Annotated in this window: 27 protein-coding genes; 14 read left to right on the plus strand and 13 right to left on the minus strand. The window is 69.0% G+C overall.

Annotated elements, in window-relative coordinates:
• Window positions 1–20: 20 nt before the first annotated feature.
• Window positions 21–605, plus strand: a complete 585-nt coding sequence (locus tag AC1DDU_RS04315; protein ID WP_477431463.1) for a thymidine kinase — start codon at window positions 21–23, stop codon at window positions 603–605.
• Between the two features lie 3 nt (window positions 606–608).
• Here the strand turns inward: AC1DDU_RS04315 and AC1DDU_RS04320 are convergent, their stop codons facing one another.
• Window positions 609–2,198: an L-serine ammonia-lyase, iron-sulfur-dependent, subunit alpha gene (locus AC1DDU_RS04320; protein WP_477431465.1), complete on the minus strand. Its 1,590-nt coding sequence runs from the start codon at window positions 2,196–2,198 to the stop codon at window positions 609–611.
• Between the two features lie 103 nt (window positions 2,199–2,301).
• Window positions 2,302–2,670 carry a VOC family protein gene (locus AC1DDU_RS04325; RefSeq protein ID WP_477431467.1) on the minus strand — a complete coding sequence of 123 codons (369 nt, stop codon included), beginning with the start codon at window positions 2,668–2,670 and terminating at the stop codon, window positions 2,302–2,304.
• 100 nt (window positions 2,671–2,770) lie between these two features.
• On the opposite strand from AC1DDU_RS04325, the gene AC1DDU_RS04330 reads away from it, so the two are divergent.
• The 4 genes from AC1DDU_RS04330 (at window position 2,771) to panD (ending at window position 4,171) form a co-directional block, all read left to right on the plus strand.
• Window positions 2,771–2,938, plus strand: a complete 168-nt coding sequence (locus tag AC1DDU_RS04330) for a hypothetical protein (RefSeq protein ID WP_477431469.1) — start codon at window positions 2,771–2,773, stop codon at window positions 2,936–2,938.
• A gap of 88 nt (window positions 2,939–3,026) precedes the next feature.
• The gene (locus tag AC1DDU_RS04335; protein ID WP_477431470.1) at window positions 3,027–3,437 is read left to right on the plus strand and encodes a GreA/GreB family elongation factor; all 411 of its coding nucleotides are present in this window, start codon (window positions 3,027–3,029) and stop codon (window positions 3,435–3,437) included.
• A 69-nt stretch (window positions 3,438–3,506) separates the two neighbouring features.
• Window positions 3,507–3,701 carry a hypothetical protein gene (locus AC1DDU_RS04340; RefSeq protein ID WP_477433418.1) on the plus strand — a complete coding sequence of 65 codons (195 nt, stop codon included), beginning with the start codon at window positions 3,507–3,509 and terminating at the stop codon, window positions 3,699–3,701.
• An 86-nt stretch (window positions 3,702–3,787) separates the two neighbouring features.
• Window positions 3,788–4,171 carry an aspartate 1-decarboxylase gene (gene panD, locus AC1DDU_RS04345; RefSeq protein WP_477431472.1) on the plus strand — a complete coding sequence of 128 codons (384 nt, stop codon included), beginning with the start codon at window positions 3,788–3,790 and terminating at the stop codon, window positions 4,169–4,171.
• A gap of 9 nt (window positions 4,172–4,180) precedes the next feature.
• Here the strand turns inward: panD and AC1DDU_RS04350 are convergent, their stop codons facing one another.
• Complete coding sequence (locus AC1DDU_RS04350) at window positions 4,181–4,708, minus strand: cytochrome C5 (RefSeq protein WP_477431474.1); 528 nt, start codon at window positions 4,706–4,708, stop codon at window positions 4,181–4,183.
• Between the two features lie 33 nt (window positions 4,709–4,741).
• Window positions 4,742–5,065, minus strand: a complete 324-nt coding sequence (locus AC1DDU_RS04355; protein WP_477431476.1) for an L-rhamnose mutarotase — start codon at window positions 5,063–5,065, stop codon at window positions 4,742–4,744.
• A gap of 179 nt (window positions 5,066–5,244) precedes the next feature.
• On the opposite strand from AC1DDU_RS04355, the gene AC1DDU_RS04360 reads away from it, so the two are divergent.
• The 3 genes from AC1DDU_RS04360 (at window position 5,245) to AC1DDU_RS04370 (ending at window position 8,177) form a co-directional block, all read left to right on the plus strand.
• On the plus strand, window positions 5,245–5,952 hold the full coding sequence (locus AC1DDU_RS04360; RefSeq protein ID WP_477431478.1) for an META domain-containing protein: 708 nt from the start codon (window positions 5,245–5,247) through the stop codon (window positions 5,950–5,952).
• Window positions 5,953–6,026: 74 nt separating this feature from the next.
• Complete coding sequence (gene dinB, locus AC1DDU_RS04365; RefSeq protein WP_477431480.1) at window positions 6,027–7,223, plus strand: DNA polymerase IV; 1,197 nt, start codon at window positions 6,027–6,029, stop codon at window positions 7,221–7,223.
• Between the two features lie 66 nt (window positions 7,224–7,289).
• Window positions 7,290–8,177, plus strand: coding sequence for a zinc-ribbon domain-containing protein (locus tag AC1DDU_RS04370; protein ID WP_477431482.1), 888 nt, complete (start codon window positions 7,290–7,292; stop codon window positions 8,175–8,177).
• Window positions 8,178–8,272: 95 nt separating this feature from the next.
• Here the strand turns inward: AC1DDU_RS04370 and AC1DDU_RS04375 are convergent, their stop codons facing one another.
• On the minus strand, window positions 8,273–13,120 hold the full coding sequence (locus AC1DDU_RS04375; protein ID WP_477431484.1) for a DUF7402 domain-containing protein: 4,848 nt from the start codon (window positions 13,118–13,120) through the stop codon (window positions 8,273–8,275).
• 261 nt (window positions 13,121–13,381) lie between these two features.
• On the opposite strand from AC1DDU_RS04375, the gene AC1DDU_RS04380 reads away from it, so the two are divergent.
• Window positions 13,382–14,401 carry a DMT family transporter gene (locus tag AC1DDU_RS04380; RefSeq protein ID WP_477431485.1) on the plus strand — a complete coding sequence of 340 codons (1,020 nt, stop codon included), beginning with the start codon at window positions 13,382–13,384 and terminating at the stop codon, window positions 14,399–14,401.
• Here AC1DDU_RS04380 and AC1DDU_RS04385 read toward each other — a convergent pair.
• From AC1DDU_RS04385 to AC1DDU_RS04405, 5 genes are all read right to left on the minus strand, one after another.
• Entirely contained in the window at window positions 14,393–15,361 is a 969-nt protein-coding gene (locus tag AC1DDU_RS04385; protein ID WP_477431487.1) for a LacI family DNA-binding transcriptional regulator, read from the minus strand. The genes AC1DDU_RS04380 and AC1DDU_RS04385 overlap by 9 nt on opposite strands.
• Window positions 15,362–15,465: 104 nt before the next feature.
• The gene (locus tag AC1DDU_RS04390) at window positions 15,466–15,855 is read right to left on the minus strand and encodes a DUF1801 domain-containing protein (protein WP_477431489.1); all 390 of its coding nucleotides are present in this window, start codon (window positions 15,853–15,855) and stop codon (window positions 15,466–15,468) included.
• A gap of 49 nt (window positions 15,856–15,904) precedes the next feature.
• Window positions 15,905–16,405, minus strand: a complete 501-nt coding sequence (locus AC1DDU_RS04395) for an SRPBCC domain-containing protein (protein WP_477431491.1) — start codon at window positions 16,403–16,405, stop codon at window positions 15,905–15,907.
• 10 nt (window positions 16,406–16,415) lie between these two features.
• Window positions 16,416–17,063, minus strand: a complete 648-nt coding sequence (locus AC1DDU_RS04400; RefSeq protein WP_477431493.1) for a dihydrofolate reductase family protein — start codon at window positions 17,061–17,063, stop codon at window positions 16,416–16,418.
• A 1-nt stretch (window position 17,064) separates the two neighbouring features.
• A complete protein-coding gene (locus AC1DDU_RS04405; RefSeq protein WP_477431495.1) occupies window positions 17,065–17,403 on the minus strand; it encodes an ArsR/SmtB family transcription factor in 339 nt (112 codons plus the stop codon).
• A gap of 74 nt (window positions 17,404–17,477) precedes the next feature.
• Between AC1DDU_RS04405 and AC1DDU_RS04410 the strand changes: the two genes are divergently transcribed.
• Window positions 17,478–17,705, plus strand: a complete 228-nt coding sequence (locus AC1DDU_RS04410; protein WP_477431497.1) for an RNA-binding S4 domain-containing protein — start codon at window positions 17,478–17,480, stop codon at window positions 17,703–17,705.
• 56 nt (window positions 17,706–17,761) lie between these two features.
• Here the strand turns inward: AC1DDU_RS04410 and AC1DDU_RS04415 are convergent, their stop codons facing one another.
• Both AC1DDU_RS04415 and AC1DDU_RS04420 read right to left on the minus strand, forming a co-directional pair.
• Window positions 17,762–18,313 carry an AAA family ATPase gene (locus AC1DDU_RS04415; protein WP_477431499.1) on the minus strand — a complete coding sequence of 184 codons (552 nt, stop codon included), beginning with the start codon at window positions 18,311–18,313 and terminating at the stop codon, window positions 17,762–17,764.
• Window positions 18,314–18,443: 130 nt separating this feature from the next.
• On the minus strand, window positions 18,444–19,187 hold the full coding sequence (locus AC1DDU_RS04420) for a phosphatase PAP2 family protein (RefSeq protein WP_477431501.1): 744 nt from the start codon (window positions 19,185–19,187) through the stop codon (window positions 18,444–18,446).
• Between the two features lie 238 nt (window positions 19,188–19,425).
• Here AC1DDU_RS04420 and AC1DDU_RS04425 point away from each other — a divergent pair, with 238 nt between their 5' ends.
• The 4 genes from AC1DDU_RS04425 (at window position 19,426) to AC1DDU_RS04440 (ending at window position 21,565) form a co-directional block, all read left to right on the plus strand.
• Window positions 19,426–19,836 (plus strand): nitroreductase family deazaflavin-dependent oxidoreductase, encoded by a 411-nt coding sequence (locus AC1DDU_RS04425; RefSeq protein ID WP_477431503.1) that lies wholly within the window; start codon window positions 19,426–19,428, stop codon window positions 19,834–19,836.
• Between the two features lie 295 nt (window positions 19,837–20,131).
• Window positions 20,132–20,326, plus strand: a complete 195-nt coding sequence (locus AC1DDU_RS04430) for a hypothetical protein (RefSeq protein ID WP_477431505.1) — start codon at window positions 20,132–20,134, stop codon at window positions 20,324–20,326.
• A gap of 117 nt (window positions 20,327–20,443) precedes the next feature.
• A complete protein-coding gene (locus tag AC1DDU_RS04435) occupies window positions 20,444–20,992 on the plus strand; it encodes a GNAT family N-acetyltransferase (RefSeq protein ID WP_477431507.1) in 549 nt (182 codons plus the stop codon).
• Window positions 20,993–21,100: 108 nt separating this feature from the next.
• Complete coding sequence (locus tag AC1DDU_RS04440; RefSeq protein ID WP_477431509.1) at window positions 21,101–21,565, plus strand: GNAT family N-acetyltransferase; 465 nt, start codon at window positions 21,101–21,103, stop codon at window positions 21,563–21,565.
• A 55-nt stretch (window positions 21,566–21,620) separates the two neighbouring features.
• Here the strand turns inward: AC1DDU_RS04440 and AC1DDU_RS04445 are convergent, their stop codons facing one another.
• On the minus strand, window positions 21,621–22,049 hold the full coding sequence (locus AC1DDU_RS04445) for a hypothetical protein (protein WP_477431511.1): 429 nt from the start codon (window positions 22,047–22,049) through the stop codon (window positions 21,621–21,623).
• Window positions 22,050–22,105 lie beyond the last annotated feature (56 nt).

The following is a 22,105-nucleotide window of genomic DNA, read 5'->3' on the forward strand; positions in this document are numbered from 1 at the left end:
GGGCGCCGTAGTCTGACGCCATGCACACGCGCACCCAGGCGAGGCTGCAGGTCGTCGCCGGACCCATGTTCGCCGGCAAGTCGGAGGAGCTGCTGCGCCGCGTGCGCCGCGCGCGCATCGCCGGGCTCGCCGTCGAGGTCGTCAGCCACGCGCTCGACGACCGCCGCGGCGAGGGTCTGATCAGCTCGCACTCCGGCCTGAGCGTGCCGTCGCGGTCGGTGGCCGACGTCGACGCGCTCGTCGCCGCGGTGAAGGAGCGAGAGCTCGACCTCGTCGCGATCGACGAGGCGCAGTTCTTCGGTCCGGGGCTCGTCGACGCCGTCGGCGCGCTCGTGGCCGGCGGGCTGACCGTCGTGGTCTCCGGCCTGAGCGTGACGTTCGACGGTCGCCCGTTCGAGCCGCTGCCCGCATTGATGGCGGTCGCCGAGGACGTGCTCAAGCTCACCGCGGTGTGCGCCGTGTGCGGCGAGGATGCCGCCTTCCACCAGCGGATCGCGGCCGACGTCGCGGGCGACCCGCGGGTGCCCACTGCCGCGCAGGTCGGAGGCGTCGAGTCCTACCAGGCGCGCTGCCGGCGCCACTTCACCGGCGCCGCGCCCGCGTAGCCGTCAGCACTCGATGACGTTGACGGCAAGGCCGCCTTCGCTCGTCTCCTTGTACTTGTGCGACATGTCGATGCCGGTCTGCCGCATCGTCTCGACGACCGCGTCCAGCGAGACGTAGTGCGACCCGTCGCCGCGCAGCGCGAGGCGCGCGGCCGTGACCGCGGTCGACGCGGCGATCGCGTTGCGCTCGATGCACGGGATCTGCACCAGCCCGCCGACCGGGTCGCACGTGAGGCCGAGGTGGTGCTCCATCGCGATCTCGGCGGCGTTCTCGATCTGACGGTTCGTCCCGCCCATCACCGCGGTCAGTCCGCCCGCCGCCATGGCGCACGCCGAGCCGACCTCGGCCTGACACCCGCCTTCGGCGCCCGAGATCGAGGCGTTCGCCTTGAACAGCGAACCCAGCGCGGCCGCCGTGAGGAGGAAGCGACGGATGCCGCGGCGACGGTTCGCCTCGGCCACCTCCTCGTCGTCCCAGCCGGCCGCCTCCGCGGGGGCGACGGCGTGACCGTGATAGCCGAGCAGGGCGCTGCCGACCAGTTCGCCGTAGGGCGTGACGGCGTTGCCGGCCCCGAGTCCCGAGTCTGCGAGGAAGCGCCACCAGTACATCGCTACGGCCGGCAGGATCCCGGCGGCGCCGTTCGTCGGTGCGGTGACGACCCGCCCGCCCGCGGCGTTCTCCTCGTTCACGGCCAGTGCGAAGGCACCGAGCCACTCCCCCGGAAGCTCGCGGCGGCCGTCCGCCTCGGCATCCTCCAGCTGCGCGCGGATCGATGCCGCACGACGCTTGACCCCGAGCATCCCCGGCAGCACGCCGTCGGTGTGCAGACCCGCGTTCACGCAGGCCGCCATCGCGTCCCAGATCGCGTCGAGGCCTTCGGCGATCTCCTCGTCGTCGCGCAGTGCCGCCTCGTTGCGTCGCGCCGCCTCGGCGATCGTGAGCCCCTGCTCGTCGCACAGGGCGAGCAGCTGCTCGGCACTGGCGAAGTCGAGCGGGTAGGCGTGGGCACGCACCTGCGGCGCCTCGCCCTCGCGGCGGATGAACCCGCCGCCCACGGAGTAGTACGTCTCGCGGGCGAGGAGTCCGGCGTCGGAGCTCGGTGCCTGCGCGGTCTCGGTGAGCGCCGCAGCCCCGGTCTCGCGCACGCCGGACGGAGCCTGCGCGCGGGCGGGGCCGTCGTCGGGTGAGGCCCACGCCTCGAGCGTCATGGCGTTGGGGTGACCGGGCAGCCGCGTGCGCGGCGCGAACACGACGTCGCCGCGGTCGAACGGCACCGCGCGCAGGCCCGCGAGGTGGAGTTCGCGCCCCTCGGGCCACGCGCTCCACGCCGCGCGGACGGCATCCGGGTCCACCGTCTCGGGCTCCAGGCCCTGCAGCCCCGCGACGACCGCGTCGGGGGTGCCGTGGCCGATGCCGGTGGCACCGAGCGAACCGTAGAGGGTGCACGTCACGCGTCCGACCTGCGGCAGCAGCCCGGCCTCGCGGAGGTGGACGACGAAGTCGTGGGCGGCCCGCATGGGTCCGACCGTGTGGGAGCTCGAGGGTCCTACGCCGATGGAGAACAGCTCGAACGCCGAGACATAGGCGCTCATCACCACCAGGCTAACGCCGGCGGAGGGCAGTCTGCGCGCCGTTACCGAGTCGATAGGGGCAGGATGCCTCGGCCCCCGGCATCCGCGAGAGCACTGTGCCGCCTCACGCGCGCGGTGCGAACGAGACCAGGCCCACGGTGTTGCCGGCGGGGTCCTTCACGAACGCCTGCCACTCGTCATGACCGGCGGGACCGAGCGTGTCGTCCTCGTGCGTGAAGATCACGTGGGGCTCGGAGACGACCTCGGCGCGCTCGGCGATGCGTGTCAGCGCCTCGCGCACATCGTCGACGCGGAGGTAGATGAGCGCGGACGGCGCGTTGCGGTCCAGCAGCAAGCGCACGCCGTCGAGGTCGAAGAAGAGCAGCCCGGGCGGGTCGAACACCGCCGTGTACGGCGCCCCGACCAGGGCGGTGTAGAAGACGGCGGCGGCCTCGAGGTCGTCGGCGTGCTGCGCGACCTGCACAAGTCTCATGGCGTCATTCTGGCGCGCACGCGACCGTGCCAGCGAAGCCCCTGCCGCGGCGACTCCCCGAGGAGTATCAAGGAGGAGCAAGCGACTCTGGAGGTGGACGATGCTGTTCGTGCTGTATCTGATCCTGCTGATCGGCGGAATGGTGCTGGTGGGGATCTCGTTCGCCTCGCCGGTGCTGCCCGGACTCGTGTTCATCGCGGGCGTGCTGTGCATCGGCGCCGCCGTCGCCGTGCCCATCACCGCGGGGGTCGTCGAGCACCGCAAGTGACGGCATCCGCGATCCGGCCGGCCTCGCACCGCACCCGGGGAACGGGTAGGCTCGGGAACTTCATCTGTTCCGGCCCGGGAGGTTTGCCGTGTCTGTTGTGGAAGAGCCCATCTGGCTCACGCACGACGCTCTGCGTCAGGTGCAGGGCGAGCTCGACGAGCTCGTGCGCGTCGGCGCCGAGGACGACCAGACGCAGGCCCGCGTCCTGGAGCTGCGCGCGATCGTGCGCCGCGCCCAGGTCGGTGCGCGCCCCGACGACGGGATCGTGGAGCCGGGCATGCGGGTGACCGTGCGGTTCGATGCCGACGGCTCGGAGGACACGTTCCTGCTCGGCTCGCGCGCGCTGCTCGGCGCCGCCGGAGACGTCGCGGTGTACTCGCCCGACTCGCCGCTCGGCCGCGCCATCGCCGGACTGCTCCCCGGCGCGACCTTCTCGTACCAGGCACCCAACGGCGCGACCATCGCCGGCGCCGTGGTGGACGCGGTCCCGCACGACTGACTCCGGGCCACCGATCCCGCACCCCTGGTCCCCGCGACGCCGCGGGCCTATCGTGGTGGCGTGAAACGGATGTGGCCGTTCGTGGTGCCCGGTGTGATCCTCGGCGCCGTCGGGCTGATCTGGACCCTGCAGGGCCTCAACGTGCTGGGCGGGTCCGCGATGAGCGGTTCGCCGTTGTGGGCGACGGTCGGACCGATCGTGCTCATCGCCGGCCTGGTGCTGATCGGGATCGGGATCGCCCGCAGGCGGCGCAGCAGCTCATAGGCCCGTCGGCCGCGTCATATGGCGCGCGGCGATCCGACGCCACCCTATTCTTGGATGCAGTCCATGAATACCGAGGCGAGGTCTCCGTGCTGCGCACGATGCTGAAGTCCAAGCTGCACCGTGCGACGGTGACGGGCAGCGACCTGAACTACGTCGGTTCCATCACCATCGACGCCGACCTGCTGGCGCTGGCCGACATCCTGGAGAACGAGCAGGTGCACGTTGTCGACGTGAACAACGGCGCGCGGTTCGAGACGTACACGATCGCGGGCGAACGAGGCTCCGGCGTCGTGCAGATCAACGGCGCCGCCGCCCGCCTGGTCCACACCGGGGATGTCGTCATCGTCATGTCCTACGGCGCGTACGACCGGGAGGAGCTGCAGCGGCACCGGCCGATCGTGGTGGACCTCGGCGACGCCGCGCCCGGTGCACCCAACCGCATCAGCCGCGTGCTCACGTCCGCGGGCTGAGCCGCAGGGTCAGTCGGCGTCGGGGCCGCTGATGTGATCCAGGAGGTCGTCGAGCGAAGCGAACCCGATCGTCTCGGCACCGTCGCCGTCGGCGACCTCGACGTTCTCGATCTCGAAGTCCTCGCCGAGCTGCACCAGGATGCGCGAGTCGGGGAACTGGCGGGGCGCCGCCAGCGAGAGCAGGGTCGCGTCCGCGAACACCACGACCGACGCAGCCTCGAGGTCGACGCGGAGATCCGTCTGCTCCACGACCTGGTCGTCGGCGATGCTGTCCTCGATCTCCGTGGCCACGGTCTCGATGAGCGCGGTCCACCGCGACTCGGTCATCGCCAGGATCCGCTCGACACCGTCGATGAGTGCATCGGAGTCGGGGTCGGACACGTCGTCGAGCTCCGGATCGACGTTCACCGTGACGTCGGCGCCGGCACCGTGAAAGCGGGCCCGGCCGTACACGATGCCGTCTCCGAGGGCGGCGTCGTCGAGGATCCCTTCGTCCGAGATCCTGCGGTGGAGCGCGTCGAGCACGGAGGCGGCCATGGCTTCATCCTTCCACGCCGTCATGACGGTGCGTCACGCGTGGTGGAACACCTCTCGCATGGGCGCCCAGTGCTCGCCCGGCGCTGCGGTGGACACACGTTCCTGACACGGATCGCACAGCTCCCACCACCGCTGCGTCACGGGATCGGCCGCCATCGCCGCCATGTCCGCGGCGAGGTCGGTGCCGACGTACTCGTAGTACGAGAACAGGTAGCCGTCGCGGAGGAAGATCGAGTAGTTGGTGATGCCGCTGCGCGTGATCTGGTCGAGCACGGAGGGCCACACCTCCGCATGGAGCCGCAGGTGTTCGGCCTCGTGCTCGGGGCGCAGTCGGATGACCGAGGCGACACGCTGCACGGCATCACGTCCTTCTCATCAGTCGGCAGGGGAACGCCGCGCACGATTCTCTGCCGGCGTGAGCGCACTGTACCAACATGCAACGCGATCCGGGCGGCGGCACGATCCCCGGCGGCGCCCGTCCACAGGCGGCGCAAGCCTCTACGGGGTACCCTCGTACACTGGCGCTCGGAGGCAGGATGGCCGATCGCGAACAGCAGGAGCAGGCGGTGACCTGCCGGACGCCGTCCGTCGGATGGCCTGAGCTCGTGCTGTGGGTGGTCGCCCCGCTTGTCGCGTTCGGCGGGTACCTGTCCGTGACCTTCATGGGCATGAGCCTGGACGGGTGCGAGGGCATATGTCGCGACGAGCTGATCTTCACGACGTACCGCGTCTACCCGTGGCTCCTGCTCCTCGCCGTCGTCGCTCCGATCGTCGTCGGAGCGGTGGTGCTCCTGCGCGGGCGGCGGACGGCGTGGGTGGCGGCATCCGGGATCGCACTGGTGATCGCGGTCCTCGCGGGAGCGACCGCTGCGCTCCATGCCGGGTTCCAGCCCATGTACGACCGCAACGCACGGATCAGCGACGGCAACCAGCCGCCGTCGCCCCCGCCACCGGACCCCACCGGCTCGTGGACCGCCCAAGCCGTGTCGCAGCCCGCGTCGACGCTCACCGTCGCGTCCGACCACTCCGTCGAAGGCTTCGACGGCTGCAACCCCCTCCGCGGCACCTGGAAGCCCGGCGACGACGAGTTCATCATGTTGTCGCTGACCGTCGAGGGCAGCGCGGCGTGCGACGGCGTCGACACGTGGCTCGACGGTGCGACATCCGCTTTCATCCATGGCGGCAACCTCGTGGTCAACGGGGCCGGCGACACCCCCATCGGGGTGCTCTTCCCCGCCGACTAGAGCCCACCGCCCGCGGGCCATGTCGTCGGTGGGTGCGATGATCCGCGTGACGGACATTCGGCGGGGAGGGCGGAATGCGGGGCGAGGCGACCGTGCTGCACGCCGACCTGGACGCCTTCTACGCGTCGGTGGAGCAGCGCGACGAGCCCACGCTGCGCGGCCGGCCGGTCATCGTCGGCGGCGGCGTGGTGCTCGCGGCCAGCTACGAGGCGAAGGCGCGCGGGGTGCGCACCGCGATGGGCGGCCGGCAGGCGCGCGACCTGTGTCCGGATGCCGTCGTCGTCCCGCCGCGGATGGAGGCGTACTCCGCCGCCAGCAAGGACGTGTTCGCGATCTTCCGCGACACGACACCGCTCGTCGAGGGGCTCTCGATCGACGAGGCGTTCCTCGAGGTCGGCGGGCTGCGGCGCATCGCGGGCACGCCGGAGCAGATCGCGGTGCGCCTGCGCGAGCGCGTCCGCGCCGAGGTCGGGCTGCCCATCTCGGTCGGGGTCGCGCGGACGAAGTTCCTCGCCAAGGTCGCCAGCGCCGTGAGCAAACCCGACGGCCTGCTCGTGGTGGAGCCCGACCGGGAGCAGGAGTTCCTGCTGCCGCTGCCGGTCGAACGACTGTGGGGCGTGGGTGCGGTGACCGCCGAGAAGCTGCACCGGCTCGGCATCTCCACCGTCGGGCAGCTGGCCGAGCTCGAAGCCGCGACCGCTGAACGGCTGCTCGGCAGGGCGGCGGGCGTGCACCTGCACGCGCTGGCCCGGCTGCGCGACCCGCGCCCGGTCGACACGACCCGGCGCCGCGGATCGATCGGCTCGCAGCGCGCACTCGGCAACCGTCCGCGGTCGGCCGAGGAGCTGGAGGTCATCCTCACGCAGATCGTCGACCGCCTCGCCCGGCGGCTGCGCGATCGCGACCGCGGCTGCCGCACGGTCGTACTGCGGCTCCGCTACGGCGACTACGCCAAGGCCACCCGCTCCCGCACTCTCCGCGCCCCCACCGACCGCACCGCGGTGCTGCTCATGGTCGCGCGCGGGCTGCTCGCCGCCGCGCAGCCCGATATCGCCGAACGCGGCATCACGCTGATCGGCATCTCCCTGTCGCAGCTCGCGCGCGCCGACACCCTCCCGCCGGAACTGCCCATCGACTGGGACGACGGCGAGCGCCTCGACACCGTGCTCGACGCGGTGCGAGACCGCTTCGGCGCGGCATCCGTCTCCCGGGCCGCGCAGCTCGGTCGCGACCCGGGCTGGTCGACCCCCGTGCTCCCCGAGCACGAGTGACGCCGGGAGCGGATGCCGGCGGCCTCGCACCCCGGCGATGTCGCCGGCCGCGCTTACTCTGCTGGCATGCCGGAGCGTGTCGAACTGTGGTGGGCCCGCCGCCAGTTCTCCAAGGGCACAGAGGTGCCCTACCCGGTGGGGAGCTATCGCGAGGCGTGGGCGTCGTTCCCCGCTCTCGTGCGCCAGTACCATCCGGAGCTCAATGCCGGCATCGTCCTGAGCCAGATCCCGCCTGCGGCCGACGTGCTGCTGCTGTGGCAGTGCGAGGCGGGTCACAAGTTCGCCGCGACACCCGACGAGCAGCGCCACCGGCCCGGTCGTGAGCGCCGCCGCTCCGCCTGGTGCCCGGAGTGCACGGATCTCGCCCGCCCCGCGAGGGCGCTGCCGATGCGGGACGTGGTGACCCTCCCGGGATCCCCCGTTCCGGCCGCGATCGCCAACCCTCTCGGGCGCACGGTGCTTCGTCCGCGCACGCCGCCGCGAAAGCTGCGGCTGTGCCCGAAGACCCCCGACCTGCCCGTCGGCGAGCCGTTCCGCTCGGAGTGCGCGCCGAAGCCCGCGTCGGCGGTCGAGGCGCAGCTGCGGGCCGACGTGTTCGCGCGCCTCTCGGTGACGCCCGGGTTCAACGCCGTGCGAGTCGCACGACCGTTCTTCGACCATGTCGAGGTGTGGCCCGACATCCTTCTGCCGGAACTGAGGGTCGCCATCGAGTACGACACCACCGGCCGGCACGGTCTGGAGCACGTCGGCAAGCGCGAGGACGCCGACCGCCGCAAGGACCGCGCACTGCGGGCCGCGAAATGGGAGGTCATCCGGATCCGCACCGGAAAGCTCGAGCCGCTCGGGCCCTACGACCTGCGGCTGGCGGCCTGGAACCGCAAGGGTTTCGAGCGGCTCGTCGACACGCTGCGAGACATCCGCGGAGCGCTGCTGATCGACCCGTACGTCGCCTGAGACCACCCCGCCGCGCACGGAAGAAGCGCCCCGCGAGCGGGGCGCTTCTCCGTTGCCGACGATGCTCGGCCGACCGGCCGGGCCGGGTTCGTGCGTCACGGGCGCACGGTGATCACCGCCTCGGCCTTCACCGACGTGCCCTCGATCGTCCCCGTGACGCGGAACCAGCCCGGCTCGGCCAGGTCTCCCGCGTCCACGGGCGCCCAGGTGACCGGAAGCGCACCGATCGTCCCGTCCGTGTAGACCGCGTCGACCTCACCCGGAAGCGCAGGCGCGACACCCACCGTCGTCTCCGTGACCACGTCCACGGTGTCGGCCACCGTGCGCTGGGGCGCGGCTTCGTACACCTGGAACTCGGCCAGACCGCTCTCGCCGCCGACGGCGACGTTGTCGTAGGTCTTGTTCGGATCGATCGTGAACCGGAACCACGACGAGGTGATCGGCGTATCGAAGGTCACGACGTTGTCGGGCTGCCCCTCCCACTTGATGTCGGTGATCATGCGGCTTCCGCCCTCCCACTCCAGGAGGCCTTCGCCGGCGTGATCGACGAGGGATGCCCGGTCGACCAGGTTGATCCGGTCGGTCGTGATCGGCTTGTCGAATCGCAGCGTGATCGAGGGGGTAGCATCCGCCTTCTTCGCCGCCCACGATGTCGACCTGTCGTTGTCGGCGGCCTTCGCGCCGACGTATCGCGCATCCTGGTTGTCGCCGTTGGGGGCGCCGTTGCGATCGCGCACGGAGGATGTCGTCGCCGTCGCGTCCGTCGACGCGTTGTCTCCGCGGGCGCTCAGGGCGCTCGTGCCCGAAGACACCGTCACGCCGTCGAGGGTGACCACGGCGTGCACCGTCGCCTCGAAGGGCTGCGTGACCGGCTCCTTGAGCAGGATCACCCCGCTCCCCTCGACGTGCTGCAAACGGGCGTCACTGAGGACGTAGTCGACGGTCGCCTCCGACAGGTTGGCCTTCTCACCGGTGTTGAGCGTCCCCTCGAGAGAGGCCACCACCGGCGCCCCGGCGCGGATCTCGGCCTTGTCGAGCTTCAGTTCGACCGAGGTGAGCCAGGTCGGAACGGACAGGCGTCCACCTGCATCGACAGCCAGATACAGTTCCGCGCTCGCACGGTACCCGTTCCGCTCGGCCGACACGGCGATCTTGACCCGACCCTCCGACACCGGGGTGACGCGCCCACTCGCATCCACCGTCGCGATGGACGGATCGGAGCTGCTGAACGTGATCATGTTCCGCTTCAGCTCGACAGGCTCGTCCAGGAAGGACGTTCCGGCGACACCGATCTTCGCCTTGCGACCGCTGTCGGCGATGCCGGGATCCAGCGTGAGGCCCGCCAGCTGCGTGAGATCGCGCAGCGAATGCACCTGCACCTCGAGCAGGTCGATCGGACTGCCCTTCTGACCGCCCTGCGGGAACGACACGCGCACGTAGCGCGCCTGCACGCTCGGGTGAGCCGGGTCGACCGGGTAGTTGTAGTACAGCCCGTCCTGCTCCCAGCCGTAGAGCGTCACGTCGTTCTGAGGAACGGCCTTGGTGTTCCTGGATGTCGGCAGCCCGCCGCCCGAGACGTCCGTGGTCTGCGTCCCGGTCGTCCACGCCTCGCCGTCCATGCTGTACTCGATCTTCACCTGCTGCGGCGCGTTGACGTACGTGACGTTGTCGGCGTTCGGCATGCGGTGGTTGAAGAAGAGGTTCACACGGGTGAGCTCCTGCGGCGCCTTCAGGTCGTAGGTGATGCTGTCGTCCTGTCCGGACCCGGCCACCCACTTCCCGCTGCTCCCGCCGGTCGCCTCGTTGATCACACCGTCCGACAGGCCGGCGGCGTGCTCAGGATCGGTCGTGACCTCCGGCACGATCCCCGCCGCGACGTTGCTGTCGGGGAGGATGCTGACGAAGTTGCGGGTGGACGTGTACGTCTTCCCGTTGACCGTGATGTCGGCCCAGTAGGCGTACATGGTCGAGCGATCGACCGCGCCGGTGACCTGGAGCTCGCCGTCGGCGACGACGAACGGCACCTGATCGGCCGGCACCTCGCGGACGTCGACCTTCCCCGTCGGGTTGTCGCGACGGCCGTCCACGGTGGCGTAGTGGTAAGCCACCTCGGCGGGGTTCACGACGTCGATCGAGCCGCCCTTCTCGGTGTAGCCCTCGAACGTCACCGGGACCTGCTGTCGCGCCTGCAGCTCCTTCCAGAACTGCGCGCCTCCCGTCGACATCTCGACGCCGACCAGGGGCAGGTCGGGCGAGATCACGCCGTCGCGGACGACCACCGGGTAGGTGTCGCGCGCGACCTGGGGCTCGTTCACGCCGTCCTTGTACGTCGCGGTGACGGTGATCGTCGCCGTGCCGTCCTGCTGCGCCCGGATCTTGCCGCTCGAGCCGGCGACCGACGCGACCGCAGGGTTGTCGCTCGAGAAGGTGAGCTTGGCCGGAGCGAGGACGTTGGTGAACCCGTTGAGGTAGCTCTCTGCGCGGAGCTTGAGCGAGCGACCATCCTTCTGGCTGCTGAACACCTTCACGCCGGTGAGCTTGTACTCACGCGTCTTGTCCTTCGTCGTGACCTTGATCACCGTGTCGATCGGGTCGGCGGTGACTGCAGACGTATCGATGTCGACGTAGTACTTGTCTCCGTCCTTCCGCGTGGTGAACGGCAGCGCGACGTCGCTGTTGAGCCACTCGACCTTGGCGATCGGGTGCGTGAACGGGCCGACGGCATCCATCCGGTCCTGACCCGTGAAGCCGGTCTTGGCGGTTCCCGAGATCTGGTTCTGGACCATGTGGAGGTACACGAACTGGTCGCGCTTCATCGCGTAGCCCCACTCGGGGCCCTGTCCGAACGCGGTCGCCTTCTTCGGGTCCTCGAACCAGCCCGGCTTGCGGACGTAGTCGAGCGTGTACGGGCGGGTGCCGTAGAGCGACTCCCGGAGGTCCGGCCCCGCGGGGTTGTCCATCCAGCCCACGATCCCCTGGCGCATGTCCGACAGCTGCTGCGACGAGATCGGCACCATCGAGAAGATGTTGTCGTTGTCGAGGTTGCTCTTCAGGTTGTCCATGCCGCGGGTGACGGTGATGGAGGAGTCGTAGTTCATCACGTAGCCGTGGCCGTACTGGTTGATGAGCTCCTTCGTCGCCTCCGGCCACGCGTCGCGCTCATTGCCCTTCGCGTACTGCGTCCAGACGTCCAGCGCCGTGGTGTACGGATCGTTCCACTCTTCGTGCGCGACCTTGCGGCCCTGCGTGCGTACGCCGTTCACCCAGCCCCCGTCGTTGTAGGGCTCGCTGTTCCAGAACGGCCGCTCGTACAGGGTGATGTCCTGGTCGCCGGTCTGCGCGTTGGGGTTCGCGTCGATCAGGACGCGGTCGTTGAAGTTGCGCGCGGAGCTCCAGGCCACATCCGTGTTGGAGTACGACTCGGGTCCGCCATCGGCGAAGAGGTACCACGGGTTGTACCGGGCGACGAGACCCTGGATGTCGGTCTCGAGGATGTCGCGTCCCTCGTATTGCGACGACACGTAGACGCCGAACCTCAGCCCGTAGCGTTCGGCGGCATCCTTCGCCTGCTGCACGCGATCGCGCACCGCCCAGGTGCCGTCGGCGCCCTGCTGAAGCGCGTTGTACATGAAGAGCTTGTTGCCGTTGTTCGGCGTGAGGTTCGCGTTCGGCGACGGCCAGAAGTAGACGGTGTTCTGGATGGTCTCGGTGGAGAGCATCGTCATGCCCATCTCCTTGGCCGTGCGAGCCCATTCGTCGTAGTTGTAGTTGGGGTCGTACAGATTGGGCATGGTTCCCGTGGTGTGCGAGAGCGCCGACATCTTGCCGTCGATGAACCAGTCGACGGGATTGCGCTTCACCGTGATGGTGAACTTCTTCGTGGCGGTGGCGCCCGCAGCATCGGTGGCCTTGACGGTGAAGGCGTAGTCCTTCGCATCCGCACCGTGTGCGCCATCGGCGACCGTGCCTTCGATGGATCCGGATGCCGTGAGCTTCAGGCCGGGAGGCAGCTCGCCCTTGATGACGCTCCAGGAGTAGCCCGGCGCGCCGCCCGAGGCCTGGAAGGTGAACGGCGACGCCTGCGGTGCGATGCCGGAGGTGTTCCGCTTGCCGTCCAGGGTGGCGGTCATCGCGACGTAGGGGTTCTCGTCGTAGGCGTACGGCAGGACGTTGTCGGGGTAGTCGTTGGCCGGGACGTTCGCGTTGCGCTCGTCGAAGGCGGTCTCGTCGACGTCGAGGCCCGTCGTCACGATCGTCGGCTTGTCGCCGCCACCGACGGATGCGGCGTAGGTGAGGTCGGGCACCGCGTTGCCACCGGCGTCCGAGATGCGCGAGTAGAACCCGAGGAAGTTCTTGTTCGCGCTGGGATTCTTGTGCTGGATCTCGATGATGAGCTTGTTCCAGCCGGCCTTGAGGGCCACGGCGTAGCGGGTGCCCGACTTGCTCACCCGCCCGGCGGCCGACGCCTGGGTTCCCACCAGCGCATCGTTGGCGTATGCCCGGTACACCCCGGAACCGCCGACCTGCCACTGCACGTCGCGGGCGGTGGGACTGTAGACGTACCCCGCCGCGAGCACCCATTTGTCGGTGGTGGGCTGCCCCTGCTTGACGTCGAAGTACCCCATCAGGTCGTTGTAGTCGTCGTAGTTCCGGTTGAAGATCCGGTCGTCGAAGTACTGCCAGCTCGACGACTCGGCGCCCCCAGGCGCAGACACGCTGCCTCCGAGCGCAGGCGAGAGGGCTGATCCCGCGCCCTCGACGACGGGCGTCGTGAACGGGCCCGAGACCAGCCACTGGTTCAGATAGGGAGCGGTGCCGGTTGTCTGCAGCGCGGATGCCGGCAGCGCCGGCGAAACGAGAGCAGTGGCCACCACGGCGGCCACCACGGCGGCCGCCGCCGCGGCCGCCACCGCGACCCGCCGGACGGGATGTGGACGTTTCATTGCGTGTTCCTCTCTTCGTCGAGACGCAGGCGAAATCGCGAAACGGACCGATGCATCGCGAAATTCGATCTCCTGCCTAATCGTTTAAGCCGTTCGGGAGCGCTGCGTCAACCGGAACCGCGTGATCGCTCACTCGGAATGAAGGCCTGTGCCCGCCAACACCGCCCGGGATCACCGCACGATCAGCGCTTTCCGATGGCCAGGGGTAGGCGAACGCACTCGCATGCCCTACGGTGTTAATCGATTAATCGAGGAGCACCGTTGCTGGGAAGTCGCTGGCGGTCGCCGGGCGTACGCCTCGCGTCGCAATCCGTCGCGCTCGTCATCCTTCTCGCCTCCACATGGGTGATCGTCGGTCTCGCCCTGACGGATACCGGGACGGGAGCCGTGTCGGCAGGACGGACCGTGTTCGCGAGCCTCGGCCTGCTGCTCCTTGCGACGGTGACCCGAACCGATCGCTCGCGCCCTCGCGCGCGTGCCGACGACGCTCGGCCGGTCGCGTATACGCCGACGCAGCTTCTCGTGCTCGCAGGCACCGGCGTGGCGGGCTACACGGTGCTGTCGACCGTGGCCATCGACCTCGCGGGACCCACGCTCCCCAGCCTCGTGATGGCACTCTCACCAGCAGTGGTCCTCATCGCGGAAGCCGCGATCGCAGCGAAGCCGATCCGTCGCGGGATCCTCGTCGCCACCTGCGTCGCGGTCGCCGGCGCGGCGCTCTACATCGCCCCACGACTGGAAGGGGTCGGCACGCCCCGAGTCGGTCTGGGTGCCCTCGCAGCGATCGGGGCCATGGCGTCCATGGCCGCCTACGGGCTGTACTTCGCGCATCTCAACCGCGGATACGACGGCCCGATGACCCCGCGCCTCGTCCCGATCTTCGCCGTCGGGAGCATCCCGCTTGCGATGTGGGCGATCGTGGAGACGGTGTCGGGTACCGCGATCGCGCTCGGGAGCATCGCCGTCCTGGCGGTGCTGGGCATCGTCATCTACGTCCCGGCCTACCTCGTGCAGCACCGCGTCATCGTGACCGCCGGCCCTGCTTTCGCGTCCCTGCTCGCGCTGGCAGTCCCCCCGCTCGTCGGGGTGGTGTCGGCCATGTCGGGCCTTGCCGCCCCGCCGGATCTGCTCCAGGCTGCAGGCGTGGGCCTCACCCTCGCGGGGATGGTCGCGGTCATCCGGCTGAGGATGCCGCGCCCGCACGCAGGGCCTTCGCCGGCGCGAGCTGGGGCCCACCCGGGACCAGGAGAGGACACGACCGCAAGGCGCGGATCAGGCTGACGTCGACGCGCGGGCGAACAGCACCGGTTCGAGCTCGAGGATGCGGTTCGTCGGGGTCGCGGCATCCCGCGCGCGCTGCAGTACGAAGTCGACGATGCGCGCGCCCATATCCACCGCGCCCACGGAGCTGATGCCGGCGAGAGCCGCCTGGCGGGAGTCGCCGATGCCGACGACGGCCACGTCCTCCGGCACCCGCAGCCCGAGCTCGCGCGCGGTGTGAACCGCCGCGAATGCGGAGAAGTCGGCCCCCGCGAACACGGCATCGGGGCGGTCGTCACGGTCGAGCAGCAGCCGCGCTGCGCGGTACGGGTCGACGAGGTCCTTGTGATGCTCCACGATGTAGCCGTCGGGGACGTCCAGCCCCGCCCCGCGCATCGCGTCGACGTACACGTCCCGCCGTACGCCGTCCTCCGGGCGATCCGCCGCGCCTTCGACGATCAGGCATCCCACTCGTCGACGATGCTCGAGCAGATGGTCCATCGCGACCTGGGAGGCACGACGCTGGTCGAAACGGATGACATCGAAGCCGTCGGGTTCGAGGTCGTGCGAGTAGACGGCCACCTTGCGAGCCACTGGTCCGAGCGCATCGCGCCATTGCGCGGCATCCGCGATCCCCGTGGCAGCCACGAAAGCGGCATCGAACTCGCTCCGCGAGAGTGCGGCAGCGAAGTCGGAGTCCATCGCGATCAACGTCGTCCAGCCGAGTCCCGACGTCGCCTCGTTGAACGATTCCGCAATGCTCTGCGACCACGGGTCGCTGAGCATGTGAAGGACGAGTTGGATGATGCCGGTGCGGCCGGTCCGCACGGATCGGGCCATCCGGTTGGGCATGTAGTGGAGCTCGGCAGCAGAGCGGCGCACACGATCCGCGGTCTCATCCGTGTAGCGGGCCGCCGCCTTCTCAGCACCGGAGATCACGTACGACGCCGTTGCGACCGATACCCGGGCATGGGCCGCCACGTCGCGAAGGGTGACCCTCTTTCCGCTGCCCGCTGCCCCCGTCATGGTGCTCCGAGCCTATCCGCGGCACGATGCTCCTCACGCGAAGCGCCGCGGCGACCCGGTCACTTGCCGCCCACGTTGAGCCCCACGGCCTCCGCCACGAGCGCCTTCACTCCTGCGTCATCGACGGAGCTGCCCTCGACGAAGTCGATGGCTCGGACGACCTTGCTGTCCAGGCGCGTGTTGAAGAGGTCGCTGCTCTTCATGCGCGCGCCCTTGGAGAAGGTCAGTCGCACGGCGCTCTTGAGCACGTCGACGAAGCAGACGTCGCCGTCGTGCGTCCAGAACGGGACGCCCTCCGGCTTGGAGGGCTTCTTGTACTTGACCACCTCGACCGCGTTCGGGTCGGCGGCCCTGATCGCGGCGCGAAGCGTGACGACGACGTCCTGCTTCCACCCACTCAGTTGGGCGATGATGTCGTCGATCTGCTCGGAATCGGATTTGTCACTCATACCCGCATACTCGCAAGAGACCCGACGAAATCAAACGACCGCGGGCCTGTCATCGCGAAGAGCGCCGGAGGGCCTCGAGCACCGTTCCCTCTTCGAGGTGGCGACCGAGGGTTGCGAGGATGCCTCGGGACCCTTCCTCCCTGTTGGGGCCGTCCGTCCAGTACTGGTCGAAGAAGACACCGTGCTCGGCGTGGGTGAGTCGGGTTCCGTCTGGGGTCTCCTCGAACTCGAAGGATGCCACCGACGTCGACATGTGGGCGCCGTCGAGCCACATGTCATACGTCGTGACGATGCGGTGATGCTCGACGATGTCGGTGTAGACGGCCTCGTATCGCGACAGCGGTCCGCCGTGGAACTTCGCTTCGTCCACGTCGCGCCCGCCGACGCGGAAATCGAACGCCCACTCGACGGAGTCGAACGTGTCTCCGTCGCCGAACCAGTTGCGCTTCTGCTGCTCGTCGGCGAACGCCTGCCAGACCCTCTCGACGGGTACGGGATAGTCGCGCGTGAGGGTGAAGCCGGCGTGGGCGAGTCGGCGCTCGGTCGTCATCGGGTGGGTCCTATCGGGTGAAGGTGACGTGGATGGTGCCGCTCTCGGCGACTTCGCTCGTCACCGTGTGCGTGTGCTCGAGGCCGCGAAGGTCGTCCCACACGCGGATGCCGCGGGCGAGCACGATCGGGGCGATCCCGACGTGCAGGTCGTCGACGAGGCCGGCGCGCAGGAACTCCTGAGCCGTGCGAACCCCTCCCCCGACCCGGACGTCGAGTCCGCCGGCAGCAGCGGTCGCCTCGACGAGGACCTCCTCGATCGCGCCGCTGCGGAAGTGGAAGGTCGTGCCGCCGTCCATGTCGATCGACGGGCGGGGTGCGGAATGGGTGAGCACGTAGACGGGCCCGCCGAACGGCGGCGTGTCACCCCACCACCCCTTCCAGTCGGGGTCGTCGGGATACGTGTGCAGCCCGAACATCGCGGCCCCCATGATCTCGGCGCCCACGCCCGTGAAGAACGCCTGGGCGTACGACTCGTCGATGCCGGTCGTTCCTCCGCCGCTGTCGTCGCCGAAGATCTTGCGCCGGAACGTGCGCGTGGCCGCGTACGACGCGGTGAGGGGTCCCCAATCCTCGCCCATGGGATTCTCAGCGCCAGGATCGGGAGCCGGGGTATAGCCGTCGAGCGACGAGAACAGGTCGATGCGAACTCGGGTCATGTCAGATCTCCTTGCGGGTTGCACGGGCGAGGTGGATGCCGAGGCGATCCGCCTGGCGTTCGGCGGGGGTCCGGTGCTGGTCCAGCCAGAGGTGCAGGACATCGAGCCCGCCCGGTCGCAGGCTCACGGTGCGGACGCGGCCCTGCTTGTTCGATGTCACCACCCGCGCGTCCTCGAGGATGCGCAGATGCTGAAGCAACGAGGGCAGCGTCATCGAGAACGGCGCCAACAGGTCGGAGACGATCACCGGCGACACCGCGAGCCGCTCCACGACCCTCCGCCGAGTGGGGTCTGCGAGAGCACGAAGAACCGCATCGAGCTCCGCAGAATAGTTAGGCATATGCCTAACTATTCCTCATGTGCGCCGCTGAGTCAACGGGCTTCGTGCGACACCTGGTCGACTAGCATTCGGGGATGATGACTCCGGCTCCGACCGACGACGTATCGATCGGCGGCGAGATGATTCGCCTCGGGCAGTTCGTGAAGTTCGCCGGCCTGCTCGACTCCGGTGGGAACGTGAAGGAGGCGATCATCGACGGCTACGTGCTCGTCAACGGCGAGGTCGATCGCCGCCGTGGCCGGCAGCTGCAGCTCGGCGACGTCGTCAGTTTCGAGGGGCGGAGCGTTCGCGTCTGCCCGTAAGGGATGCCGCTGCTGACGGGTGCCGCCTCTGTCCGGCTGCCCCGAGCACTGGGCCGTCAGCCGGTCGGCGCGATGGCCAGAGCCTCGAGGGCAGCCAGCCGCTGGTCGCGATCGCCGGTGATCTCGACGACCTCCACGCCTTCGCCGACCACATCCGGGTCGTCGATGAGATCGAGGAGGGCGTCGTTCATCGCGTCCCGAAGCGCCAGGTGCTCGTCGGCGTCGACCACGATCTCATCCCCGGCGGTGAGCGGCAGGACGACGAGAAGGTCGACGCTCTCCAACGCGTGGCGGGTGATCGCCGTCGAACGCTCCAAGAGCTCGCGTGCGCCGGAGGTGCCGCTCAGCTCGTCCAGCGCCAGCAGATAGGCGAGGAAGTCGATGGGGCCACGCTCGGCGATGAGGTGCTCGGCGGACTCGTCCGGATCGAGCCGGTCGGCGGAGATGCGGAGCTGCGCGGCGAACAGGGCGGCGTTCGGGCTGTCCCACGCCTCGTCCACCAGCTCGAACGGATCAGGCAGCACCGTGAACTCCGGGTGGTGCAACGCGAAGTCCGAGACGAGCGTGCTCTTGCCACTCGCGTGGGTCCCTGAGACGACGATCCGCATGTCGCGACTCTAGAAGGTCGAGCGGGATGCCTGCATCCGCGCTCCGGAACGGCACGCTCGGAGGCGGGTTGTGTCGTTCCCGACGTGAAGGGTCCCCGGGCTCTTACGCCCCTCGGTGTGTCGGAGCAGGTCAGTGTGAGCTCTCTCCAGGCTGAGCGATCGCCGCCGCGGGGGTTGCGACCTTCACCCAAATCGGCGGATGTGGTTTGCGTCGCTCGCGATAGAGCACAAACGCAAACGGGGCCCAGATGATCACCGCAAGACCGACTCCGACCAGCATCCCCCCGACGGTGTCGGATATCCAATGCGCTCCGACGTAGGTGCGGCTCAGCATCATGAGAAGTGTGTAGGCGGCTCCGACGATCCATACCCAGGTCCGCCAGAAGATGATTCCCAGCGTTGTGGCGATGAGCGCTGCATTCGCGCTATGGCCGGACGGGAACGAGCCGACGTCAGCCGCGACGAGGATATCCGTCGGACGCGGACGACCCACGAGGTTCTTCATGACGAGGACCACCAGCGCGCTCGCGATCGAGGCACAGACGAAATAGAGCGCCGCCCACGGCCGTCGCCAGATGAGCAGCCCGGCGATGATGACGAGCGGAACGATCGCGACCCCGCTGATGCCCCCGCCGATCCAATTCAAGGCCAGCGCGGGGACCGTGAACACCGGCGCGCGAGCCTCGACCAGTTCTCCCATCCACTCCACCTCGAAACCGAACGGCTTGTCCGCCTGGCGATAGAAGATCACCGCACCGAGCAGAACGACAAGCAGCAACGCGCCGGCCGCCGACACCACCCACCACAGGCGAGCGATCTTCACCGGCGCAGGAGCTGCGCTGTCAACCAGCTCCGAGACGTCTTCGTCATCCATCTGCTGATCGTACGTTCAACGGTCGCGGCGACAGCCGGCGAACGCGGGCGACGGTCCATCCCAGGACGTCCCCGTTACGCGGCGCGGAAGCATCGTCCCGCGCGTTGAGGGGCCGCCGGGCCGGCTTGAGCGCGGCGATCGAGCGCTCAACGACCCGCTGGCGAAATACTCGGCTTTGCTACCAGGAACGTCGGCCCCCGGCGTTTGCGCTCGGAATGTCTCACCGATCGTGTGGAATGTGCACAGCAGCGAGATTGCTTCAACAGGTGTGAACAATGAGGTCAGCGCGGCCCTGCACCGAAGTCAGCTGATCGACTTGACGACGACCGGTCGCCGTAGCGGGCTACCTCGCCGCATCGAGATCTTCCTGCACGATGCGGACGGCGTGCTGTTCATCACCGGGATGCCGCGTCGAGACCGCACAAGAGACTGGATACACAACATCACGGCAGACCCGAATGTCATCGTGCATTTGAAGAAGGGCATCGAGGCCGACGTTCCTGCCACGGCGCGGGTAGTCACGGATCCCGACGAAGCTCGCCCACTCATCGAGGCCGCCGCACGCCGATGGCGCAGAGACGATGTCGACGAGATGATCGCGCACAGTCCGCTCATCGTGCTGACTCAGGGTGCCGCGCCCGCCGCCTGACCGCATCCCGAGGCGCTGGCTGCGGTCCCCGGCGCGAAGGAGCAGCGCCTCCATGAGCCAGCTTCTTGGCCTTCGCGATCGCTACTGGTCAGTTGCCGGCATCGCGTTAGCACTGATGCCGGGCCTTGCCGTCGTTCCGCTGCACAATCGGCGCCTCGCGGCGAGCATCCAGGCCACACGATCGCCGCGCACTAACAGACCCATTGCCGGGCGGCGATGGGGACTTCGGTGCCGCCCGCCTGGCTCCGGCGTCTGACGTGCGAGGGGTGGCGCGTTCGCTCGGTAGAGTTCGAACATGGAGACGAAGTCGGTCGGCGCCCTTGCGGCGTGTGTCGCGAGTCTCGCCGTTGTTCTCTGCGTCCTATCGGTGGCGTTGGAGTTGCCGATGGCCGTTGAGATCGCAATGATCGCCGGAGCCCTCGTGCTGCTGGCATCTGCGGGTGGGTTGATCGGTGCGGCTGTGGTGGCGCAGAAGAAGCCGGGCGCGTAGCGCGGCCAACGCCCGGTGGCCCGTGGGAGATGAGTGCGTCAAGGGCGCTCCGAGCGCGTTGACGACCGGCGTGAGTGGGCTGGGTCTCGGCAGGGACCGCCCGTTTAGGCTTGCCGGATGCCCGAGGAGTTTCGCGTTGTGTCGCATGGCGCACTGACCGCCTCACAACTCTCCGCTCTGCGTGGGTTGTTCGACCGGGAGTACTTCGCAGCGTACGGAGCGTGGGATCCGTATCGGCCCTATGGATACTCGCCTGCCAGCGTGCACACCCTCGCCGTCGTGAGCTCTGCACTGGTGGGCCACGTCGGGTTTCAGATACGGACGATCACCGTCGGGGAAGCGGAAGTCACGGTCGCCGGCACAGGCGGCGTCCTGGTGGACGAGGTTGCGCGCGGGAGCGGGCTTGGTCGGCGCCTCATGCGTCGCGCGCAGGAAGCGATGTGTGAGGACGAGCGAATACAGTTCGGCTACCTCGGTTGCCGAGAGACAGTCATTCCGTTCTACGAGAGCGCAGGGTGGCAGCGAGTGCGAGCCGTCGAGCGCCACACATCGATGCAGGATCCCCGGTCGACGGTGGTGTCGTCCGACGGTCCGCTGCTGGTCTTCCCCATCCGGGGACGCGAGTGGCCGGCCGGCGAGATCGACCTGCGCGGCACCCCCTGGTGAGGCTCGAGCTGACCGGCACGGCGGCTCCGCCCTGGGCCGGCTCACTGATGGACCGCACATCGGCGACGCGAAGCGGCCCAGGTCGACCGGGGCGGCGACAATTGGCTCGTGAAGATCGAGCGAGTATCGGATGTCGATCTCGAGGCGATTCGCGCGTTCCTTCGCGAAGCCGATCTGACACTCGCCGGCCTCGAAGCCCCCACTGTTCAACTCTGGATCGGGCGCGATGAATGTGGGGAGATCATCGGCAGCGCGGGATTCGAGCTCAGCGCGAATCGGAAGCACGCCCTGATCCGAAGCGTTGCGGTGGCGCAGCAGCGCCGATCCGCTGGGGCCGGATCGCGTCTTGCGAAGTTTGCCATGGAGCGAGCGCACGAAGCCGGCGCTACGCGCGCGTGGCTGTTCTCGCGGCGGTCCGGGCCGTTCTGGCAGAACCTCGGCTTCACGCGCGCCGACCGTGAGCAACTCGCGGCGGCTCTGCCGGAAACGCACCAGGTGCTTCTCTTCGTTGAGACGGGCCAGCTCGACCGCGAAGTCGCGTGGTCCCGGCCCCTCGGCGACAACGCCCGCTGATACAGGCGAGCGTCGAGCCCGAAATAGCCGCCAAGCCGGTGCGACCTGGAGACAGTCAGCGACGACCGATCGAACGCACGATCGCGCCCAGCACCACCACAGCGCCCGCGGCTGCGGCGATCACCAGGCCGGGACGTTCACGATAGGCCTGCTTCAGCTTGTCCGCCCACTCCCCCGCGACCGTCTTGGTCTGGGCGACCAGGCTGTCGACGTCGACGTTGTCGGCCGCATCCTTGATACTCGCGGTTGCGGCCTTGGCGGCATCGACGGCGGCATCGGCGAGGTTTCCGGCCGCGGCCCTCGCCTCGGACGCAGCGCTCTTGGCTCCATCGACGACGTCCCCGGCCTTCTCGCTCACCGTGTCTGCGATGTCGCTCACGGTTCCTGCGACATCGCTCTTCGTGGCTTGCGCGCCAGCCGAGACCTCGTCAGCGATCTGCTCCGCCGTGGCGCCGAACGATTCTGCACCGTCGGCGGCCGACATGCGCACTCGCTCGGCGGCATCTCGCGCCGCCTGTGTGGCTTCGGAGTTTCCCTGGG

This window comes from Microbacterium sp. 05T445, assembly GCF_056395865.1.

Bases quoted from the DNA above. Each gene is read 5' to 3' on its own strand.
- AC1DDU_RS04415 (WP_477431499.1), bottom strand. From the start codon at position 18,313: ATGCGGATCGTCGTCTCAGGGACCCACGCGAGTGGCAAGAGCACGCTC.
- AC1DDU_RS04340 (WP_477433418.1), top strand. From the start codon at position 3,507: ATGTGGCCGTTCGTGGTGCCCGGTGTGATCCTCGGCGCCGTCGGGCTG.
- AC1DDU_RS04405 (WP_477431495.1), bottom strand. From the start codon at position 17,403: ATGCCTAACTATTCTGCGGAGCTCGATGCGGTTCTTCGTGCTCTCGCA.
- AC1DDU_RS04445 (WP_477431511.1), bottom strand. From the start codon at position 22,049: ATGTCGGCCGCCGACGGTGCAGAATCGTTCGGCGCCACGGCGGAGCAG.
- AC1DDU_RS04435 (WP_477431507.1), top strand. From the start codon at position 20,444: ATGCCCGAGGAGTTTCGCGTTGTGTCGCATGGCGCACTGACCGCCTCA.
- AC1DDU_RS04390 (WP_477431489.1), bottom strand. From the start codon at position 15,855: ATGAGTGACAAATCCGATTCCGAGCAGATCGACGACATCATCGCCCAA.
- AC1DDU_RS04325 (WP_477431467.1), bottom strand. From the start codon at position 2,670: ATGAGACTTGTGCAGGTCGCGCAGCACGCCGACGACCTCGAGGCCGCC.
- AC1DDU_RS04430 (WP_477431505.1), top strand. From the start codon at position 20,132: ATGGAGACGAAGTCGGTCGGCGCCCTTGCGGCGTGTGTCGCGAGTCTC.
- AC1DDU_RS04320 (WP_477431465.1), bottom strand. From the start codon at position 2,198: ATGAGCGCCTATGTCTCGGCGTTCGAGCTGTTCTCCATCGGCGTAGGA.
- AC1DDU_RS04330 (WP_477431469.1), top strand. From the start codon at position 2,771: ATGCTGTTCGTGCTGTATCTGATCCTGCTGATCGGCGGAATGGTGCTG.
- AC1DDU_RS04375 (WP_477431484.1), bottom strand. From the start codon at position 13,120: ATGAAACGTCCACATCCCGTCCGGCGGGTCGCGGTGGCGGCCGCGGCG.
- AC1DDU_RS04370 (WP_477431482.1), top strand. From the start codon at position 7,290: ATGCCGGAGCGTGTCGAACTGTGGTGGGCCCGCCGCCAGTTCTCCAAG.
- dinB (WP_477431480.1), top strand. From the start codon at position 6,027: ATGCGGGGCGAGGCGACCGTGCTGCACGCCGACCTGGACGCCTTCTAC.
- AC1DDU_RS04350 (WP_477431474.1), bottom strand. From the start codon at position 4,708: ATGGCCGCCTCCGTGCTCGACGCGCTCCACCGCAGGATCTCGGACGAA.
- AC1DDU_RS04420 (WP_477431501.1), bottom strand. From the start codon at position 19,187: ATGGATGACGAAGACGTCTCGGAGCTGGTTGACAGCGCAGCTCCTGCG.
- AC1DDU_RS04410 (WP_477431497.1), top strand. From the start codon at position 17,478: ATGATGACTCCGGCTCCGACCGACGACGTATCGATCGGCGGCGAGATG.
- AC1DDU_RS04395 (WP_477431491.1), bottom strand. From the start codon at position 16,405: ATGACGACCGAGCGCCGACTCGCCCACGCCGGCTTCACCCTCACGCGC.
- AC1DDU_RS04360 (WP_477431478.1), top strand. From the start codon at position 5,245: ATGGCCGATCGCGAACAGCAGGAGCAGGCGGTGACCTGCCGGACGCCG.
- AC1DDU_RS04315 (WP_477431463.1), top strand. From the start codon at position 21: ATGCACACGCGCACCCAGGCGAGGCTGCAGGTCGTCGCCGGACCCATG.
- AC1DDU_RS04400 (WP_477431493.1), bottom strand. From the start codon at position 17,063: ATGACCCGAGTTCGCATCGACCTGTTCTCGTCGCTCGACGGCTATACC.